The sequence below is a fragment of the Actinoplanes ianthinogenes genome (genome assembly GCF_018324205.1).
Taxonomy (GTDB): domain Bacteria; phylum Actinomycetota; class Actinomycetes; order Mycobacteriales; family Micromonosporaceae; genus Actinoplanes; species Actinoplanes ianthinogenes.
In genome coordinates this window covers 4,824,851-4,842,935 of the sequence record NZ_AP023356.1, presented here as the reverse complement: position 1 = coordinate 4,842,935, position 18,085 = coordinate 4,824,851, and the positions used below count along the sequence as shown (strand labels likewise).

Below are 18,085 nucleotides of genomic sequence, written 5' to 3'. Positions count from 1 at the left end.
AAGTTCGACGCTCATCCGAAAGGTCCACCGATGACTGAATTCAACCTTGAGTCGCTCTCCTCGATCGGCCCGAAGGAGTTCGCTCAGCTCGTCAAGTCCACCCCGGACTCCAAGATCGGCGAGATCATGGCGTCGGACTCGCGGGGCAAGATCCTCGACGAGGTCTTCAACCGGATGCCCACGCTGTTCCGCGCGGAGAAGGCGGGCGACGCCCAGGCCGTCATCCACTGGATCATCACCGGTCCGAACGGCGCGTCGAACACCTACGAGACCGTGATCGAGAACGGCGCCTGCACCGTCACCAACGAGCCGGTCCGCGACCCGAAGCTGGCCATGACCATGGACGCGGTCACGTTCCTCAAGGTCGTCGCCGGCGACGGCAACCCGATGATGCTGTTCATGACCGGCAAGATCAAGGCGAAGGGTGACCTGGCCCTGGCCGCCAGCATCGCCAAGCTGTTCGACATCCCCAAGGCCTGAGAAACAGGAAAAGGGTGTGCGGTCCGCTCGGACGGCACACCCTTTTTGCGTACGCCATGAGCACCGTGCCCACGGCGTACGCAAAGCGGGTCTAGATCGTGATCTGGCCCCTGATCGCGCGGAGCGCGATGTCGGTGCGGAACTGCGCGCCGGCCAGCGAAATGCCGTCCACCAGCGCGTAGGCGGCCTCGCGCGCCGCGGCCAGGTCGGACCCGGTGGCGGTCACGCTGAGCACCCGCCCGCCGGCCGAGACCAGCCGTCCCTGCGCGTCCCGAGCCGTGCCGGCGTGGATCACACCCGGCACCTCGGCGCCCTCGATGACGTCCCCGACGCGCGGGGTCCCGGGGTAGTTGTGGCCGGCCACCACGACGGTGATCGCCGCGCCGTCGTGCCAGCGCAGCGGCGGGTGCTCGGCCAGCGTGCCGGTCGCGGCCGCCTTGAGCAGCCCGGCCAGCGGCGTGGCCAGCAGCGACAGCACCACCTGTGTCTCCGGGTCGCCGAACCGCGCGTTGAACTCGATGACCTTGGGACCGTCCGGGGTGAGCGCGAGGCCGACGTAGAGCAGGCCAGCGAACGGGGTGCCGCGCTTGCGCATCTCGGCGAGAGTGGGCTCGACGGTCTCCCGCAGCACCCGCTCGGTCAGGTCGTCCGGCGCCCAGTCGAGCGGGGCGTAAGCGCCCATGCCGCCGGTGTTCGGCCCCTGGTCGTCGTCCTGGAGCCGCTTGAAGTCCTGGGCCGGCATCAGCGGGGCGACCGCCGTGCCGTCGGTGATCACGAAGAGCGAGACCTCGGGGCCGGGGAGGAACTCCTCGATGACGACCTTGCCGCACTCCTCGGCGTGCCGCACCGCCTTGTCGAGATCGTCGGTGACGACGACTCCCTTGCCCGCGGCCAGGCCGTCGTTCTTCACGACGTAGGGCGCACCGAACTCGTGGAGCGCCGCTTTCGCCTGGTCGACCGTGGTGCACGCGAACGAGCGCGCGGTCGGCACGCCGGCCGCCTCCATCACCTCGTTGGCGAACGCCTTGGAACCCTCCAGCCGCGCGGCGGCGGCGGACGGGCCGAAGCAGGCGATGCCCTTGGCCCGGACCGCGTCGGCGACGCCGGCAACCAGCGGGGCCTCCGGGCCGATCACGACCAGGTCGGCGCTCAGCTGGACGGCGAGCGCCGCGACCGCGGCCGGATCGGTGGCGGTCACCGGGTGCAGCTCCGCCACCTGGGCGATCCCGGGGTTGCCCGGCGCGGCGGCCAGGAACTCGACGGACGGGTCGGCGGCGAGCCCGACGGCAAGCGCGTGCTCGCGCCCACCGGAGCCGATCAGAAGTACGCGCACGACGGTCCATCCTACGTCGCGTAAACTTCGGCAGTACCCGGGCTCCTCCAGGTACGACCTTGGGGAAAGGCATAGTTCACAGTGCCGGTGATCGTGTTGATCGGCGCCCAGTGGGGCGACGAGGGCAAGGGCAAAGCCACGGACCTGCTGGGTGACCGGCTCGACTATGTGGTCAAGTTCAACGGTGGCAACAACGCGGGCCACACTGTCGTCATCGACGGCGAGAAGTACGCACTCCACCTGCTCCCGAGCGGGATCCTCTCCCCGAACGTCGTACCGGTGATCGGCAACGGCGTCGTCGTCGACCTGAACGTGCTGTTCCAGGAGATCGACGGCCTGGAGGCTCGCGGCATCGACACGTCCCGGCTGCGGATCAGCGCGAACGCGCACGTCATCGCGTCGTACAACCGCTCGATGGACAAGGTCTCGGAGCGCTTCCTGGGCGCCCGCCGGATCGGCACCACCGGCCGCGGCATCGGCCCGACGTATGCCGACAAGATGAACCGGGTCGGCATCCGGGTGCAGGACCTGTTCGACGAGTCGATCCTCCGGCAGAAGGTCACGGCCGCCCTGGCCTTCAAGAACCAGGTGCTGTCGAAGATCTACAACCGCAGCGCGGTCAAGGCCGAGGACGTCGTCCAGGAGCTGCTCTCCTACGTCGAGCGGCTCCGGCCGTACGTCGCGGACACCGCCCTGGAGCTGTCCCAGGCGATCGACAACGACAAGGTCGTGCTCTGCGAGGCCGGCCAGGCCACCCTGCTCGACGTCGACCACGGCACCTACCCGTTCGTGACCAGCTCGAACGCGACGGCCGGCGGCGCCTGCACCGGCTCCGGCATCCCGCCCACCCGGATCGACCGGGTGGTCGCCGTGCTGAAAGCGTTCACCAGCCGGGTCGGCGAGGGCCCGTTCCCCACCGAGCTGCACGACAAGTGGGGCGACTACCTGCGCGAGGTCGGCCACGAGTACGGCACCACCACCGGCCGCCCGCGCCGGATCGGCTGGCTGGACCTGGTGATCGGCCGCTACGCGCAGCGGATCAACGGGGTGACCGACTTCGCCATGACCAAGCTGGACAACTACGACGGGCTGGACGAGATCCCGGTCTGCGTGGCGTACGACGTGAACGGCGTCCGGCACGACGAGATGCCGATCAACCAGACCGATTTCCACCACGCCAAGCCGATCTACGAGACGCTGCCCGGCTGGCGGCAGGACATCTCCGGCTGCCGCAAGTTCGAGGACCTGCCGCGCGAGGCGCAGGACTTCGTCGAGTTCGTCGAGGCCCGGATCGGCGCCCGGATCTCGATCGTCGGCGTCGGCCCGGGCCGCGAGGCGGTCATCGAGCGGCACTCGGTGCTCGGCGAGTAATCCCGTGGACGTGGTCATTCTCAGCCTGGCCGAGGGGTCGGGCGACTCCTGCGGCTCCTCCGGCTCCGGCTGCGGCGGCTGCAACGCGATCTGCGCCACCCCGCGCACCCCGGTGCTGGCCTGCGCGGACGTGCTCCGCGACGGCGGCGCCCGGGTGGAGACGGTGCAGGCCGGCTCGGACCAGGAGATCGACGCGGTGCTGGCCCGGTTCGACGGGCCGGCCCGGCCGGACGGCCTGACCTGGCCCTCCGCAGCCAGCGAGCAGCGCCTGGTGGTGGCCAGCGCCACCGACGGGCAGCTGCGCGCGGTGCTGCGCCGGATGGTCCGCCGCTGGGCCCCGCCGCCCAGCAAACGACCCACCGATCTCGCGCCGACCCGGACCGTGCCGGACCTGCCGCCGGTGGCGATCCTGCCGCTCGACCCGTCCCACGCCGGCGACCTGGCCGCCCAGCTCGGCCTGCCCCGCACCCCGGCCGAGGTGGCGAAAGCGGTGCTGACCGGAAACGTTCGCCGGCTCGACCTGCTGCGCAACGACGGCGGCTCGGTGACGCTGGACGGCGCGCTGCTCGGCGGCGCCGACGACAGCGGCGCGGCGGTGCCGTGGCGGGGCCGGGTCGAGGTCGACGACAGCGTCCTGAGCGAGGGCGAGGAGCCGATCCTGGCCTGCGCGATCGGCAACGGCGCCGGCTACGCCGAGTTCGACGGGTTGCGGCTGCTGCCCGAGGGCGACCCGGCCGACGGCCGGATCGAGGTCGCGGTGGCGGTGCCGGTCGTGGTCAAACAGAGATTCAAAGGCACTCGGGTACGCGTGGAGGTGCGCCGGGCCCGGGGTCGCGCCGTGTCGGTGCTGCCGCGCGAGGGCGAGTTGCAGTTCCTCGACGACGGAGTGGCGGGGACGACGAGCCGGAAGCGGTCGTGGTGGACCGAGGGCCAGGCCTGGGCGGTCTACGCGTAGCGGAGGCTTGTCCCCAGCGGCCGGTCCCGTTCCTTCTTGAGCTGCCGGTCACCGTCACTCCCGCCGCCCGCTGTCCGCGGGCCGGTCGCGGTCCTTGGGTCGCGGCCGCCGCCCGCGTCCGCGCCGGTACGGTCCGCGCAGGCCGCGGGTCCAGCCGCACCCCCGTCCACGGTCCGCATCTTCGATGGCGTGCGGTCCGCGATCCCGGTTACGGCTGGCGGATGCCCGGGGCGGTGCCGGTTCCCGGTACGCCGATCGTGTGCTGGCACCGCCCGCAACCCGGTGTTTCCGGTGTGCGCGCCGCCGTTGTCCCACCCGGGTCGGACTCGTCGGCGCAAGCCAGAACCCGGGCTGGCGCCCAAAGCCCAATCCCCTGCTCGAATAGGGCCCCCAGCACCAGCCACAACCCCCGAGCTGGCACCCACAGCCCAATCCCGCCCCCGAATAGGGCCCCCAGCACCAGCCACAACCCCCGAGCTGGCACCCAAAGCCCAATCCCGCCCCCGAATAGGGCCCTCAGCACCAGCCGCAACTCCCGAGCTGGCGCCCAAAGCCCTATCCCCTGCTCGAATAGGGCCCTCAGCACCAGCCACGACCCCCGAGCTGGCATGCAAAGCCCGATCCCATGCCCGAATAGGGCGACGGGGACCAGCCACGATGGAGCAGGGTGAGGCGAGCCGTGTTGCCGAGGATCACAAGATTGGTCGTGGTTGACGGCTTTCGGTCCGGCCCGGGAGGCCGGGCCGGACCGGGTCGTTCAGGACAGGGCGTCGGCGGCGGCCGGGTCGCTGTCCCGGAGGAACTGGGCGCAGCGGGCCGCCTCGTCCGCCTCGCCGATCGCGGCGGCAGCCTGAGACAGCGCGTGCAGGCAGCGGAGGAAGCCCCGGTTCGCCTCATGCGACCAGGGGACCGGGCCGTGGCCCTTCCACCCGTTGCGGCGCAGCGCGTCCAGGCCGCGGTGATACCCGGTGCGGGCATAGGCATAAGCGGTCACCGGCTCACCGGCGGCGAGGGCGCTCGTGGCCAGCGGCGCCCACACCGCGCTGTAGGCCGGGAACTTGGCCGCGACCGCCTTGAACGCCTCGTCGGTCGTGGCGGCGGCCAGGGCCTGATCGGCTTCGTCGTCGGCCGGCAGTCGGGTGGCCGGCGGCTCGGGAAGGAGGTTCTGCATGCCCTCATTCAACCCGGTCACGCCAGGATCATTCCGGCCGCTCGGCGATCGTCGTACCGGAAAGCGGTTTTGATCTTGAACGGGCGGGATTCAGTCCCAGGCGGTGCCCAGGCGCATCAGGCGGTCCGAGTACTCGATCTGGGTCTGCCAGTCGGCCGGCCAGGCGCCCAGCCCGCGCGCCGCGCCCGCGAAAGCCCCGGCCAGGCACGCGATCGAGTCCGAGTCGCCGGACGAGGCGGCGGCCCGGCCGAGCACCGTGACCGGCTGGTCCGGCGAGATCAGGTAGCAGTAGAGCGCGGTGGCCAGCGCCTCCTCGGCGATCCAGCCCGCGCCGGTGACCTGGCAGGGGTCGCCCTCGAACCGCCCGGCGGCCAAACCCTCGGCGACCTTGTCCAGCGCGGCCGCGCACTCGTCCCAGCCGCGCGCGATGAATTCCTCCGGCGAGTCGACCAGCGGTCGTCGCCAGAGCTCGCCCAGCCAGTCCCCTCGATAGTTTTTCCGCTGCTCATCGCAGCGGTCGCGGAGGGCGGCGAGGAGGTCCGCCGGCGCGAGGCCGCCACGGAGCCAGAACACGGCGTACGCCGTGAGCTCGCTCGCCGCGAGACCGGTCGGGTGCCCGTGGGTCAATGCGGCCTGGAACTGCGCCACCCCGGCACGCTGGTCGTCGGTCAGCCCGGGAACCAGGCCGACCGGGGTCACCCGCATGTTGGCGCCACAGCCCTTGGAACCCGACTGGGTCGCCTCAATCCACGGACCGTCCTTGGCCAGCTCACCGATCGCCCGCAGGCAGGTCATCCCGGGCGCCCGATCGTTCTCCGGGCTGTACGCCCAGGCGAGGAAGCGCCGGCGCAGCACCGGCTCGAGCCGCGCGGCCGTCGGGTCCGGCACCTCCAGGAGCGCCTCGCCGACCGCGAGCGCCATCTGGGTGTCGTCGGTGACCAGCGCCGGCTCGCCGTCGAGCTGCCGCGGGCCCGCCGGCCCGTAGCGGGCCACGATGGCCGGATAGTCCATGAACTCGGTGGGTTTGCCGAGCGCGTCGCCGTAGGCCAAACCGAACATCGATCCCGATGCAGCACGCATGGGACAACTCTATGTTTCCCGTCAACGTCCAGGGTGTGCGCCGTCACCTCGCGGGCTGGCGCACCATGGACGCCATGCCCGATCCCCTGCAACCGGTGCTCGGCGGCGACGCGCCGTTCGACGCCACCGCCTTCGAGATCGAATCTCGCGAAGAGCTCGACACCCACCTGGCCAAAAACTCCCTCGCCGGACTGATCGTTCTCGGTCTGCGGCTGGACCGTAATCCCCCCGACCTGTCCACCGTCGACGTCCGGGACACGCTCTTCGTCGGCTGCCACATCGTGTCGCCGGAGGTGGAGACCGACCTGATCCGCCGCGGGGCGCACCTGATCCCGTCGTTCCGCACCTGCCCCTACCCGACCCATCCGGCGCTGCTCTACACCCCGGAGGACCTGGCCGCCGGGTTCGCCGAGGCGGGCTTCGCCGGCATGTACGACACGATCGTCTACCGGCACTTCCTGGACCACGGCGGTGCGGTGCCGGACGTTCGCGAGGCGGTCGCGCAGCGGCTGCACGACGCCGGGATCGACAACGCGCTGGGCAAGGCGCTGGCCGCCTGGGCGGGTGAGCACGGCACCGCGGGACCGGTCGGGATCATGGGTGGGCACGCCGAGCCGCGCGGCTCGGAGCCGTACCGGATGGCCGCGACGCTGGCCCGGCGGCTGGCCAGGAGCGGGCGGCTGATCGTGACCGGCGGCGGGCCGGGCGTGATGGAGGCGGCGAACCTGGGTGCGTTCTTCGCCTCCCGGACCGAGCGGGAGCTGGCCGCCGCGATCGACATGCTGGCGCCCGCGCCGGACTTCCTGGACCACGACCCGTACACCGCGGCCGCGCTGCGGGTCCGGGCGGCGTACCCGCTGCCCGCGGTCGACCTGGCCGACCGGCTCCGGCACGGCGGCCTGGCCCTGCCCACCTGGCTGTACGGGCACGAGCCGGCCAACCTGTTCGCCGGGCAGATCGGCAAGTACTTCTCCAACGCGGTCCGGGAGGACTCGATCCTGCGGCTGTCCCGGGGCGGGATCGTCTTCGCGCCCGGCTGGGCCGGCACCGTGCAGGAGATCTTCCAGGCCGCGACGAAGACGTTCTACCGCACCGACGGGCCGTCCGGGGCGTTCGTCTTCCTCGGCGTCGAGCACTGGACCAAGCTGCCGGTGGTCGACCTGCTGGGTACGCTGCTGGCCCGGTCACCGCACGGCGACCAGTCCGGGCTGATCGTGGTCACCGACTCACTTGACGAGGCGATGGCAGCGTTGGTCAAATAAGCCCTGGTCAGAGGGGGTTGGCGGGATACCCCACACTGCGGGCATGGCGATTATCCTCCTGGTTCTGGTGGCCGTGGCGGCCATCGCACTCATGACCTTCGTGACCGGGCGGCAGCAGCGACGCCGCCCTCCGCCGCCTCGCCGGGGACATCCGGGCGTGGCAGGGTTCCAGGGCGTCACCGACGTGTCCGCCGACGACCCGACCTTCTACACCGATTCCTCACCGATCTACTCCGACGACAGCGACAGCCGGCAGCACGGGCACGGGCACCATCACCACGACGGCAGCGGCAGCCAGCACCACGGACATCACCACGACAGCGGATCGTCCTGGAGCGACAGCGGCTCGTCCTCGTGGAGTGACGGTGGCTCGTCGTCGTGGGGCGGCGACAGCGGAGGCGGTTCGTTCGGTGGCGGCGACAGTGGCAGCAGCGGTAGTTACTAACACGGGGAGCAAGACATGCTGACGTTTTTCCTGATCGTGGCGGGTGTGGCACTCGGCGCCGGTGCCGCGGTCGCCTATCGGCGGCGGGGCAACAGCGGGGACCCGAGCTATCACGGTCCCGCGCAGACCGGCTACGAGAGCGGCGTGAACAGGCACAACCCGGACACCACCGGGCTGGGCGGCTGACCCGTTCCGAGGATGGGCAGTGGGCCGCGGACGGGGTGAGAATGAGTCGTCTTCACGCCGGTGGCGGCTACCTGACCCAGGAGGCCCACATGCTCGCGTACATCCTGATCCCGCTCGGCCTGCTGATCGCTCTGGCCGGCTACGTCGTCTACAAGCGACGCCGCAACAGCGGCATCGCCGGGCACGAGGCTGAGATCGGTTACCAGGCCGAGCTGCACCGGGGCACCGGGGGCGACTGATGCTGAGCCACCGGCACCGGGCCGGTGGTCAGGCGATGTGCACGCGGCGCCAGTGCGCCGCCGGGAGTTCCGCCTCCGGCACGTCGGTGAGCCCGTTCTCGTCCATCGCGTTGTAGACCGCGAGACGGGCGCCGTCGAACAGGAACTCGATCGCGTGCAGCACCCGGGGCCGCCAGTCGGCCGTCGTGGTCCGCTCGACCACGTTGACGGCGCGCAGCGGGCGGCCACGGGCGTTGCGCAGCGCCGCGTGCGGGTCGGCCCGCCAGTCGAAGTGCTCGTACATGTCGATCGGGACCGACATGTCGATCTGGTCCCAGGTGATCGCGCACTCATCGAATTTACGGTGAGTAATCTCTACGCGACTGAGTCCGAAGTCGAGGATGACCGGGCCGTCAGCGAACCAACCACGCTGAGCCACGTCCCAGAGCAGCCAGCTCGATCGCAGTTTCCGGCCGATGAGCCGCACGAACATGTGTCGATGCGTGGCGGCGAGGGCCTCGGCATCGTGATGCCACTCGGGTTTCCAACCCTCGATAGCGAGCACGATCACCGTCCCTTGATCAAGACTGGACGATGGTACCCATGTCGTTGCGTAACCACGCAAGACAACAGCGGCCGATCCCCGCCAACGGGGACCGGCCGCTGTCGGTTGATTACTTCGAGAGAGTGGTTCCGGTCGAGCGGAGGTGCTCGCACGCCTCGACGACGCGCTTGGCCAGACCGTTCTCGGCCAGCTTGCCCCAGGCGCGCGGGTCGTACGCCTTCTTGTTGCCGACCTCGCCGTCGATCTTCAGCACACCGTCGTAGTTCTTCATGATGTGGTCGACGACCGGGCGGGTGAACGCGTACTGCGTGTCGGTGTCGATGTTCATCTTCACCACGCCGTAGTCCAGGGCGCCGTGGATCTCGGAGAGCAGCGAGCCCGAGCCACCGTGAAAGACCAGGTCGAGCGGCTTCTCCTTGCCGTACTTCGCGCCGATCGCGTCCTGGATCTCCTTGAGGATCTCCGGGCGGAGCTTGACGTTGCCCGGCTTGTAGACGCCGTGCACGTTGCCGAAGGTCAGCGCGGTGAGGTAGCGGCCCCGCTCGCCCAGGCCCAGCTTGGCGGCGGTGGCCAGGCCGTCCTCGACGGTCGAGTACAGCTTGTCGTCGATCGCGGCGGAGACGCCGTCCTCCTCGCCACCGACGACGCCGACCTCGATCTCGAGGATGATGTTGGCGGCGGCAGCGGCGGCCAGCAGCTCCTCGGCGATGGCCAGGTTCTCGTCCAGCGGCACGGCCGAGCCGTCCCACATGTGCGACTGGAACAGCGGGGCGAGGCCCTTGTTCACCCGCTCCTGGGAGATGGCGATCAGCGGACGGACGTACTTGTCCAGCTTGTCCTTGGGGCAGTGGTCGGTGTGCAGCGCGATGTTGACCGGGTAGTGCTTGGCGACCTCGGTGGCGTACTCGGCCAGCGCGACCGCACCGGTGATCATGTTCTTGATCGTCGGGCCGGACGCGTACTCGGCGCCACCGGTCGAGATCTGGACGATGCCGTCGCTGCCGGCCTCCGCGAAGCCCTGGAGGGCCGCGTTGAGGGTCTGCGAGGACGTCACGTTGATCGCCGGGTAGGCGAACGCGCCGGCCTTGGCGCGATCGAGCATTTCGGCGTAGACCTCGGGAGAAGCGATAGGCATCGGTGCGCTCCTTGCTTTTGCATGCGGGCAGCAGAGGGCAGGACCGCGCTGTCCTCCAGCAGGCAGTATTCCGCAGTCGCGGTGCGTAACGGAAATCGGCCCGAAATTCGTCGTCCGGATCTCGCGTAGCGGACAAAAGGAGGCAGCGTGCCGCCCGGACCACAGCGATACCCGACACTCTCAGTGAGATCGCTGGGCCCGGGAGCCGCTCCCGTCCCACCCTTCGGACCGTTCGGCGACTCGGGGCGTGGCGACCGAGATCACATCCGGCCCGCTCGGCGGGCTACCGGGCGATCGGTGTCGGTTTGTGCGGCATCCGGGCGGGCAAGCGCGCACCATGGGACAGGAGCCCGGCGACACGAGAGGGGAGCCGAGGATGACACGCCTGATTGACGAAGCCGACCTGGAGACGCCCGAGGTGGACGCCGCCGAGCAGGCGGTGAACGCGGTGCCGGCCTGGCAGGACGACGAGCCGGACGAGCCGCCGACGTTCACCGAGGCGAACGAGTGGGACGCCGCGGAGCAGCACCGCGTCGTCGAGTTCGACGACGAATACCGCTGAACCACCGCCTAACGAGAGATCAAACGAGGGTTCGCCACCGCCCACTCGGCCAGCCGATCATCGCGAATCGCCTGGTAGAGGCTCTTGCCGACGGTGGGATAGATCTGCTCGCGAAATTCCGCGCCGGGGGCGGGGTGGAACGTCGTCTCCCGGACGCCGATCAACTCCGGCACGCCGAGGGCACCGGCCACCTGGAGCAGATCCGCCACGTCGCCGTCGACCCGCATGCCGGAGCTCGCCGCGTCCAGCAATCGCAGCAGCCGTGCCGGATCCGAGGTCCCGTTGTCACCGATCGTCTTGGCCATCAGCGCCCGCAGGAACGACTGGGCATTCTGATCACGGTCGTAGGTGCCGTTCTTCAGCCCGAGGCGTCCCCGGAGCAGCGGTGTGATCTCGTCGCCGTCGATCTGCTGGCAGCCCTTGGCGAACCCCTTGCGGCCGGCAACCGGCTCGATCGCCTGGCTCAGGCACATCCGCACGCCGCCGACCGCGTCGGTGACCGCGCTCAGGGCGCTGAAGTCCGCCGTGACGGTGGCGTCCGGCTCGACACCGGTCAGTTTCGTCACCGTCTTGCGCAGCAACTCGGGACCGCCGTAATACAGCGCGGAGTTGAGTTTCTCCAGGCCGTGGCCCGGGATCTCGACCGCCCCGTCGCGGGGGAAGCTGATCATCCACGCGGCGCTGCGATCGGCCGGCACGTGCAGCAGCATCACCGTGTCGGCCCGCGCGAGCTTCTCGGTGACCGGGCTGTCCGTGCCGATCAGCAGGACGTCGACCGGGCCGGTGATCGGCGCGGGCGGGTCGCCCACCAGCGACGCCACCTCGCCCGCCGGCGGTCCCCCGTGTCCCCAGCCACTGGACACGACCGGCAGGGCGGCACCGGCGAGCAGCACCGCGGCGGCGGCCCCGATCACCCGGCGCTTGGCGCGACGGCGCTTCACGCGTACCCAAGCAATGTCGATGCGGTCCCGCACCGGCGCCGCGGCCGGAACCATCACCTCGTGCCGCTCGAAAGCGGCCCGCAACTCTTCCTCAACCCTGCTCATACGCTCGCTCATGGGGTCTCCACCAACTCGGCACGAAGCGCGTCGAGCCCTCGTGAGATGGACGATCGCACCGTCCCGACGGCACAGCCGAGGATGTCGGCGATCTCCTGGTCGGGCAGGTCCTCGTAATACCGCAAGACCAGGGCGGCGCGCTGGCGGCGGGGCAGGCCGGCCAGCAGCGTCCAGACCCGGTCGCGCTCCGCGTTCTCCGCGGCGTGGTCGGTGGGCGCGGCGGTGACCGGGTCGGGATCGGCCCGCAACAGCACCCGGCGCCACCAGGAGGTGCGGCGCGACTCGATGAACTGGTTGGTCATGATGCGGCGGACGTAACCGTCGGGCGAGTCGCTGCGGGCCACCCGGCGCCAGTGCAGCTGGACCCGGAGCATGGTCTCCTGGACCAGATCCTGCGCGGTGTTCGGATCGCCGGTCAGCATCACGGCATAGCGCAGCAACGCGCTGAGCCGGCTGTCGGCGAATTCCTCGTAGGTCACGGGCACCTCCGCTCCTACGACGGGATCGGGCACCGGAATCATTGCGCCCGCCGGCAAATCGATCGCTCCTGCTTCCCGGCGCTGTCACCATCTACGGCGTGCTGCTAACTGTGACGACGACGCACCGGCCCGCAACCGACCTCGGATACCTGTTGGTCAAACACCCCGACAGGGTCCAGCAGTTCGACATGCCCACCGGTACGGCGTACGTCATGTTCCCCGAGGCCACCGAGGAGCGCTGCACCGCGGCCCTGCTGCTCGACGTCGATCCGCAGAAGCTGCGCGCCCGCGCCGACGCCTTCGAGCTCAGCCAGTACGTGAACGACCGGCCCTACGCCGCGTCCAGCCTGCTGGCCAGCGCTCTCTCCAAGGTCTTCCGCAGCGCCCAGCGCGGCACCTCGAAGGATCGCCCCGAGCTGACCGGACAGGCCATCCCGCTGGAGATCCGGGTGCCGGTGCTGCGCGGCACCACCGATCTGGTCACCCGCCTGTTCGCCCCGCTGGGGTGGGCGGTGACCGCCACCCCGATCGCGCTGGAGCCGGAGATCGGCGGCGACAGCAAATACGTCGACCTGTGCCTGACCGGCACGCTCCGCCTGGCCGACGCGATCAACCATCTGTACGTGCTGCTCCCGGTGCTGGACGACGGCAAGCACTACTGGGTCGCCCCGGACGAGATCGAGAAGCTGCTCCGGTCCGGTGCCGGCTGGCTGGCCGGCCACCCGGAGAAGGTGCTGATCGCCCGCCGCTACCTGGCGCACCGCAAGTCGCTGGCGACCACCGCGCTGGAGTTGCTCGACGCCGACCAGCCGGCCACCGAGGAGGAGGCCGAGCTGCCGGTGGCCCGCAAGGCGCCGCTGGCCGCCCAGCGCCGGGACGCGGTGCTGGCCGCCCTGGCCGAGGCCGGCGCCACCCGGGTGCTCGACCTGGGCTGCGGCCCGGGCGCGCTGCTCGCCGCCCTGCTCAAGGAGTCCCGGTTCACCGAGATCGTCGGGGCCGACGTCTCGTCCCGGGCGCTCGATCAGGCGGCCCGCCGGCTGCGGCTGGATCGGATGCCGCAGCGGCAGCGTGACCGGATCAAGCTGATCCAGACCGCGTTGACGTACCACGACGACCGGCTCACCGGGTACGACGCGGCCGTGCTGATGGAGGTGATCGAGCACGTCGACCTGCCCCGGCTCCCGGCCCTGGAGGCCAGCGTGTTCGGCCGCGCCCGGCCCGGCGCCGTCGTGGTGACCACGCCGAACGTGGAGTACAACGTGCACTACGAGGGGCTGACCGGGATGCGGCACTCGGACCACCGCTTCGAGTGGACCCGCGCCGAGTTCGCGGCCTGGGCCGGCGGTGTCGCCGAACGCCACGGCTACACAGTGTCCATTCGCGGTGTCGGCGACCCGGACGAGACGACCGGAGCACCCACGCAGTTGGCCCTCTTCATCAAGAAAGCGGAGGTGACGGCATGATCGACATCCCTGAGCTCAGCCTGGTCGCGCTGGTCGGCATCTCCGGATCCGGCAAGTCCACCTTCGCGCGAACCCATTTCGCGCCCACCCAGGTGCTCTCCTCGGACTTCTTCCGCGGCCTGATCGCCGACGACGAGAACGACCAGTCCGCGTCGTCCGAGGCCTTCGACGCGCTGCACTACATCGCCGGCAAGCGGCTGGCCGCCGGCCGGCTCACCGTGGTCGACGCCACCAACCTGCAGTCGCACGGCCGCGCCGAGCTGATCAAGCTGGCCCGCGCGCACGACGTGCTGCCGGTCGCCATCGTCCTGGACGTGCCGGAGGCGGTGGCCTGGGAGCGCACGCAGGCCCGTCCGGACCGGACGTTCGGCCGCCAGGTCCTCGGCCGGATGAGCCGTGACCTGCGGCGCTCGCTCGGCCAGCTGTCCCGCGAGGGCTTCCGCAAGGTGCATGTGCTGCGCGGCCCGGACGAGATCGCCGGCGCGGAGATCCGCTACGAGAAGCTGTTCAACGACAAGCGGGACGAGCACGGCCCGTTCGACATCGTCGGTGACGTGCACGGCTGCCGGGCCGAGCTGGAGACGCTGCTCGCCACGCTGGGCTGGGAGCTGGTCCGGGATGCCGCGGGCCGCCCGGTCGACGCCGTGCACCCGGAGGGCCGCACGGCGGTCTTCGTCGGTGACCTGGTCGACCGTGGCCCGGACTCGCCGGGCGTGCTGCGCCTGGTGATGGGCATGGTCGCGGCCGGCCACGCGATCTGCGTGCCGGGCAACCACGAGCAGAAGCTGGCCCGCAAGCTGAACGGGCGCAACGTGCAGCTCACCCACGGCCTGCCGGAGACGCTGGAGCAGCTGGCCGCCGAGCCGGACGAGTTCGTCACCGAGGTGCGCTCCTTCATCGAGGGCCTGGTCAGCCACTACGTGCTGGACGACGGCAAGCTGGTGGTCGCGCACGCCGGGCTGAAGGAGGCGTACCACGGGCGGGCCTCCGGCCGGGTGCGCAGCTTCGCGCTGTACGGCGAGACGACCGGCGAGACCGACGAGTACGGCCTGCCGGTCCGCTACCCGTGGGCCCAGGAGTACCGCGGTTCCGCCGCCGTCGTCTACGGCCACGTGCCGACCCCGCGCGCCGAGTGGCTGAACAACACCATCTGCCTGGACACCGGTTGCGTCTTCGGCGGCGCCCTGACCGCGCTGCGCTGGCCGGAGCGGGAGCTGGTCGGCACGCCGGCGGCGAAGGAGTACTACGCCCCGGTCCGGCCGCTGTTCACCGCCGCGGCCGAGCCGGACCGCGGGCTGGACATCGCCGACGTCACCGGCCGCAAGCACCTGGATTACGGGTACGGCCGGACCACCGTCCCCGCCGAGAACGCCGCGGCCGCCCTGGAGGTGATGGGCCGCTTCGCCGTCGACCCGGAGACCCTGATCTGGCTGCCCCCGACCATGGCGCCCTGCTCCAGCTCCACCGTCGACGGCTTCCTGGAGCACCCGACGTCCGCCTTCGCCGACCTGCGCGCGGCCGGCGTCGACCGGGTGGTCTGCGAGGAGAAGCACATGGGCTCGCGGGCCGTGGTCCGGGTCTCGGCGTCCGGCGAGGGCGACGCGATCTGGACCCGGACCGGCCGCCCGTTCTTCTCCCCGGAGCTGACCGAGCCGCTGCTGGCCCGGGTCCGCGCCGCCGCCGAGCCGATCCTCGCGGAGCTCTCGACCGAGTGGCTGCTGCTCGACACCGAGCTGCTGCCCTGGTCGGCGAAGGCCGGCTCGCTGATCCGCGACCACTACGCCGGAGTGGGCGCGGCCGGCCGGGCCGCGCTGCCGGCCGCCCGGGAGGTGCTGGACCGGGTGGCCGCCCGGGGACTGGACGTCGCCGCGCTGCGGGACCGGATCGACCTGCGCTCGGCGGAGATCGAGGGGTACTCGGCGGCGTACCGGGCGTACGTGAAACCGACCGACGGCCTGACCGGCGTCACGCTCGCGCCGTTCGCGGTGCTGGCCGGCGCCGGGGTGACGTACGCGGGCAAGGACCACGGCTGGCACCTGGCGATCGCGGACCGGCTGGTCGCCGCCGACCCGGAGCTGTTCACGCCGACCCGGCGGCTGGTGCTCGACCTGGCCGACCCGGCCGCCGAGGCGGAGGCCGTCGACTGGTGGCTGACCCTGACCGGGGCCGGCGGCGAGGGCATGGTGGTGAAGCCGTATTCCGGGCTCGCCGCGGTGGACGGCAAGGGCCGCCTGGTGCAGCCGGGCGTGAAGTGCCGGGGCCGGGAGTACCTGCGGATCATCTACGGCCCGGAGTACACCCGGCCGGAGCAGCTGCACCGGCTGCGGCAGCGCAACCTGGGCCGCAAGCGCAACCTGGCGCTGCGCGAGCACGGGCTGGGCCTGGCGGCGCTGGACCGGCTGGCCGAGGGCGCGCCGTCCTGGCGGGTGCACGAGCTGGTCTTCGCGATCCTGGCAGCGGAGTCGGAACCGGTCGATCCGCGGCTTTGAGCCCTTTCGGGGGCACCGGACCCACTTCGGGCCGGCGCCCCCGTTTCCGGCCGGTGACCACAAGGTATCCACAGCAGTCGTACAGGTTTGGCCGGTGGCAGGGCCGGTACCCTGCATGTCGTGGACATCCGTGCGCTCACCGAGCAGCTCGCCCTCAACCCGCTGAATGCGTCGGATCTGCTGCACACGTTCGGCCTCTACGGCGTGTGGGCGATCCTCTTCGCGGAGACCGGCTTGCTGGTCGGCTTCTTCTTCCCCGGCGACTCGCTGCTGTTCCTGGCGGGCATCGCGGCCTCACCGGTGGCCGACGCCATCTTCGGCGAGGGCAGCCAGATCTCGCTGGCCGGCCTGCTGATCGGCGCCCCGATCTGCGCGATCGTCGGCGCCCAGTTCGGGCACTGGCTCGGTGCCCGATACGGACGGCAGATGTTCGACCGCCCCGACTCCAAGCTGTTCAAGCGGGAGTACGTGGAGAAAGCAGAGCACTACTTCCAGAAGTTCGGCCCGGCCAAGGCCGTGGTGCTCGCCCGGTTCATCCCGATCGTCCGGACGTTCCTCAACCCGGTCGCCGGCACCCTCGGCATGCCGGCCCGCCAGTTCTTCATCTGGAACGTGGTCGGCGCGGTCATCTGGACCGACGGTGTGCTGCTGATCGGTTACGCCCTCGCCAAGCAGATCTACGACACGATCGGCGAGCACATCGACCGCTACATCCTGCCGGTGGTCGTGCTCATCGTGCTGATCTCGGCGCTGCCGATCTTCATCGAGATCATCCGGGAGCGGAAGGCGAAAAGGCTCGGCAAGCTCAAGGGCCCGCTGCCCTCGACCGCCGTCGGCGTGGTGGCCGCGGCCAGCATCGCCGGGCTCGCCGAGGCGGCGGCCCACGACGAGGACGACGACGAGCGGAACCGTCGCCCGCGCTCGCACCGCGCCTGATCAAGTCCACCACCCGGCCGGCCCTGGCTCCCAGGGTCGGCCGCTGTGTTTCACGATCAAAATCGGATTTGGGTACGCCCCGAGCACGGCGCTGCCGACCGGGGCGGGGACGCAGCCCTGGTCGTACCGTAAAGCCTGGGGTGTGATCCTGAGGCCGACGCCATCCAGCCGGCCCTAGGGACGGCCGGCTGGGAGCGTCTGTGTGGTCCGCCTAGACCGTGACCACGGCGGAACCGGAGAGCCGGTCCAGGAACTCCTCGGGACAGTCCCGCAGGTTTTCCAACCGGCCGGCGGCCAGCGCCTTGTAGGTCAGCGCCGCCGCCTCCTCGAGGTTGCGGGCGCGTTTGTGCGCCAGCTCCACCGAGTCGCCCATCACCACGCAGCCGTGCTGGCTGAGCACCAGGCAGTCGGTGCCGTCCGAGGCCATCGCCGCGGTCAGCGCGGCCAGCTCGGTCGTGCCCGGCAGCCGGAACGGCACGGTCGACACCCGGCGCAGGTAGAACGCGTGGTCGGTGGTGACGATCCGGATGTGCTCGCCGAGCGCGTCGAGCAGCAACGCGGTCTGCGGGTGCAGGTGCACCACGGCGTTGACATCCGGCCGGGCGCGGTAGAGCGCGAGATGCAACGCCAGCTCGCTGGTCGGTTCGATACGCGGCGGCGGCAGGGTGCCGACCGTCGCGGGCTCACCGTCCGTGATGCGCACCGGCGCGAAACTGGGCCGGCTGAGCCGGTCGAGCCAGGCGCCGCTCGCCGTGACCCAGATCGCGTCCTCGTCCGGGATCCGAGCGGACAGATTGCCGCCCGAACCGCACACGAGGCCGGCCTGGACCACGTCGTAACCCACGTGCGCGAGCTGGTCACGCAGGTCACCAGGGACGTAGTTCACCCGATCCTCCT

Annotated in this window: 19 protein-coding genes; 11 read left to right on the top strand and 8 right to left on the bottom strand. The window is 70.9% G+C overall.

Annotation, left to right across the window (positions count from 1 at the left end):
* Nucleotides 1–30 precede the first annotated feature (30 nt).
* Complete coding sequence (locus tag Aiant_RS21770) at nt 31–480, top strand: SCP2 sterol-binding domain-containing protein (RefSeq protein ID WP_189331911.1); 450 nt, start codon at nt 31–33, stop codon at nt 478–480.
* Nucleotides 481–571: 91 nt separating this feature from the next.
* On the opposite strand, the gene purD is transcribed toward Aiant_RS21770, so the two are convergent.
* A complete protein-coding gene (gene purD, locus Aiant_RS21765; protein ID WP_189331912.1) occupies nt 572–1,813 on the bottom strand; it encodes a phosphoribosylamine--glycine ligase in 1,242 nt (413 codons plus the stop codon).
* 81 nt (nt 1,814–1,894) lie between these two features.
* Here purD and Aiant_RS21760 point away from each other — a divergent pair, with 81 nt between their 5' ends.
* Both Aiant_RS21760 and Aiant_RS21755 read left to right on the top strand, forming a co-directional pair.
* Complete coding sequence (locus Aiant_RS21760; RefSeq protein ID WP_189331913.1) at nt 1,895–3,184, top strand: adenylosuccinate synthase; 1,290 nt, start codon at nt 1,895–1,897, stop codon at nt 3,182–3,184.
* 4 nt (nt 3,185–3,188) lie between these two features.
* Entirely contained in the window at nt 3,189–4,139 is a 951-nt protein-coding gene (locus tag Aiant_RS21755) for a diacylglycerol kinase family protein (RefSeq protein WP_189331914.1), read from the top strand.
* A 757-nt stretch (nt 4,140–4,896) separates the two neighbouring features.
* Here Aiant_RS21755 and Aiant_RS21750 read toward each other — a convergent pair.
* Both Aiant_RS21750 and Aiant_RS21745 read right to left on the bottom strand, forming a co-directional pair.
* Entirely contained in the window at nt 4,897–5,310 is a 414-nt protein-coding gene (locus Aiant_RS21750; protein ID WP_189332316.1) for a DUF3151 domain-containing protein, read from the bottom strand.
* 90 nt (nt 5,311–5,400) lie between these two features.
* Nucleotides 5,401–6,390, bottom strand: coding sequence for an ADP-ribosylglycohydrolase family protein (locus Aiant_RS21745; RefSeq protein WP_189331915.1), 990 nt, complete (start codon nt 6,388–6,390; stop codon nt 5,401–5,403).
* Between the two features lie 74 nt (nt 6,391–6,464).
* Here Aiant_RS21745 and Aiant_RS21740 point away from each other — a divergent pair, with 74 nt between their 5' ends.
* Genes Aiant_RS21740 through Aiant_RS21725 form a run of 4 tightly spaced genes read left to right on the top strand, consistent with a single transcriptional unit; the run spans nt 6,465 to nt 8,522 of the window.
* A complete protein-coding gene (locus Aiant_RS21740) occupies nt 6,465–7,652 on the top strand; it encodes an LOG family protein (RefSeq protein ID WP_189332317.1) in 1,188 nt (395 codons plus the stop codon).
* Between the two features lie 43 nt (nt 7,653–7,695).
* The gene (locus tag Aiant_RS21735) at nt 7,696–8,097 is read left to right on the top strand and encodes a hypothetical protein (protein ID WP_189331916.1); all 402 of its coding nucleotides are present in this window, start codon (nt 7,696–7,698) and stop codon (nt 8,095–8,097) included.
* 15 nt (nt 8,098–8,112) lie between these two features.
* Nucleotides 8,113–8,283 (top strand): hypothetical protein, encoded by a 171-nt coding sequence (locus tag Aiant_RS21730; protein ID WP_189331917.1) that lies wholly within the window; start codon nt 8,113–8,115, stop codon nt 8,281–8,283.
* Nucleotides 8,284–8,324: 41 nt separating this feature from the next.
* Nucleotides 8,325–8,522, top strand: coding sequence for an LPXTG cell wall anchor domain-containing protein (locus Aiant_RS21725; protein ID WP_189331918.1), 198 nt, complete (start codon nt 8,325–8,327; stop codon nt 8,520–8,522).
* A gap of 28 nt (nt 8,523–8,550) precedes the next feature.
* Here the strand turns inward: Aiant_RS21725 and Aiant_RS21720 are convergent, their stop codons facing one another.
* Both Aiant_RS21720 and fbaA read right to left on the bottom strand, forming a co-directional pair.
* A complete protein-coding gene (locus tag Aiant_RS21720) occupies nt 8,551–9,072 on the bottom strand; it encodes a hypothetical protein (RefSeq protein ID WP_229830335.1) in 522 nt (173 codons plus the stop codon).
* A 103-nt stretch (nt 9,073–9,175) separates the two neighbouring features.
* The gene (gene fbaA / locus Aiant_RS21715; RefSeq protein WP_189331919.1) at nt 9,176–10,201 is read right to left on the bottom strand and encodes a class II fructose-bisphosphate aldolase; all 1,026 of its coding nucleotides are present in this window, start codon (nt 10,199–10,201) and stop codon (nt 9,176–9,178) included.
* A gap of 376 nt (nt 10,202–10,577) precedes the next feature.
* Between fbaA and Aiant_RS21710 the strand changes: the two genes are divergently transcribed.
* Nucleotides 10,578–10,763, top strand: a complete 186-nt coding sequence (locus Aiant_RS21710; RefSeq protein WP_189331920.1) for a hypothetical protein — start codon at nt 10,578–10,580, stop codon at nt 10,761–10,763.
* A gap of 8 nt (nt 10,764–10,771) precedes the next feature.
* On the opposite strand, the gene Aiant_RS21705 is transcribed toward Aiant_RS21710, so the two are convergent.
* Together Aiant_RS21705 and Aiant_RS21700 are read right to left on the bottom strand one after the other, a co-directional pair.
* The gene (locus Aiant_RS21705; RefSeq protein ID WP_189331921.1) at nt 10,772–11,821 is read right to left on the bottom strand and encodes an LCP family protein; all 1,050 of its coding nucleotides are present in this window, start codon (nt 11,819–11,821) and stop codon (nt 10,772–10,774) included.
* On the bottom strand, nt 11,818–12,300 hold the full coding sequence (locus Aiant_RS21700; RefSeq protein WP_189331922.1) for a SigE family RNA polymerase sigma factor: 483 nt from the start codon (nt 12,298–12,300) through the stop codon (nt 11,818–11,820). Before Aiant_RS21700 ends, Aiant_RS21705 begins: the two co-directional genes overlap by 4 nt.
* Nucleotides 12,301–12,398: 98 nt before the next feature.
* On the opposite strand from Aiant_RS21700, the gene Aiant_RS21695 reads away from it, so the two are divergent.
* From Aiant_RS21695 to Aiant_RS21685, 3 genes are all read left to right on the top strand, one after another.
* On the top strand, nt 12,399–13,763 hold the full coding sequence (locus Aiant_RS21695; RefSeq protein WP_189331923.1) for a 3' terminal RNA ribose 2'-O-methyltransferase Hen1: 1,365 nt from the start codon (nt 12,399–12,401) through the stop codon (nt 13,761–13,763).
* Nucleotides 13,760–16,252 carry a polynucleotide kinase-phosphatase gene (locus Aiant_RS21690; protein ID WP_189331924.1) on the top strand — a complete coding sequence of 831 codons (2,493 nt, stop codon included), beginning with the start codon at nt 13,760–13,762 and terminating at the stop codon, nt 16,250–16,252. The genes Aiant_RS21695 and Aiant_RS21690 overlap by 4 nt, the downstream gene beginning before the upstream one ends.
* Nucleotides 16,253–16,372: 120 nt before the next feature.
* Nucleotides 16,373–17,188 (top strand): DedA family protein, encoded by an 816-nt coding sequence (locus Aiant_RS21685; protein ID WP_189331925.1) that lies wholly within the window; start codon nt 16,373–16,375, stop codon nt 17,186–17,188.
* 211 nt (nt 17,189–17,399) lie between these two features.
* On the opposite strand, the gene Aiant_RS21680 is transcribed toward Aiant_RS21685, so the two are convergent.
* Nucleotides 17,400–18,074 (bottom strand): class II aldolase/adducin family protein, encoded by a 675-nt coding sequence (locus Aiant_RS21680; RefSeq protein ID WP_189331926.1) that lies wholly within the window; start codon nt 18,072–18,074, stop codon nt 17,400–17,402.
* Between the last annotated feature and the right edge of the window lie 11 nt (nt 18,075–18,085).

Coding starts and splice junctions, on each gene's coding strand:
- Aiant_RS21770 (WP_189331911.1), top strand. CDS start 31: ATGACTGAATTCAACCTTGAGTCGCTCTCCTCGATCGGCCCGAAGGAG.
- Aiant_RS21750 (WP_189332316.1), bottom strand. CDS start 5,310: ATGCAGAACCTCCTTCCCGAGCCGCCGGCCACCCGACTGCCGGCCGAC.
- Aiant_RS21745 (WP_189331915.1), bottom strand. CDS start 6,390: ATGCGTGCTGCATCGGGATCGATGTTCGGTTTGGCCTACGGCGACGCG.
- Aiant_RS21740 (WP_189332317.1), top strand. CDS start 6,465: ATGCCCGATCCCCTGCAACCGGTGCTCGGCGGCGACGCGCCGTTCGAC.
- Aiant_RS21735 (WP_189331916.1), top strand. CDS start 7,696: ATGGCGATTATCCTCCTGGTTCTGGTGGCCGTGGCGGCCATCGCACTC.
- Aiant_RS21730 (WP_189331917.1), top strand. CDS start 8,113: ATGCTGACGTTTTTCCTGATCGTGGCGGGTGTGGCACTCGGCGCCGGT.
- Aiant_RS21725 (WP_189331918.1), top strand. CDS start 8,325: ATGAGTCGTCTTCACGCCGGTGGCGGCTACCTGACCCAGGAGGCCCAC.
- fbaA (WP_189331919.1), bottom strand. CDS start 10,201: ATGCCTATCGCTTCTCCCGAGGTCTACGCCGAAATGCTCGATCGCGCC.
- Aiant_RS21710 (WP_189331920.1), top strand. CDS start 10,578: ATGACACGCCTGATTGACGAAGCCGACCTGGAGACGCCCGAGGTGGAC.
- Aiant_RS21705 (WP_189331921.1), bottom strand. CDS start 11,821: ATGAGCGAGCGTATGAGCAGGGTTGAGGAAGAGTTGCGGGCCGCTTTC.
- Aiant_RS21690 (WP_189331924.1), top strand. CDS start 13,760: ATGATCGACATCCCTGAGCTCAGCCTGGTCGCGCTGGTCGGCATCTCC.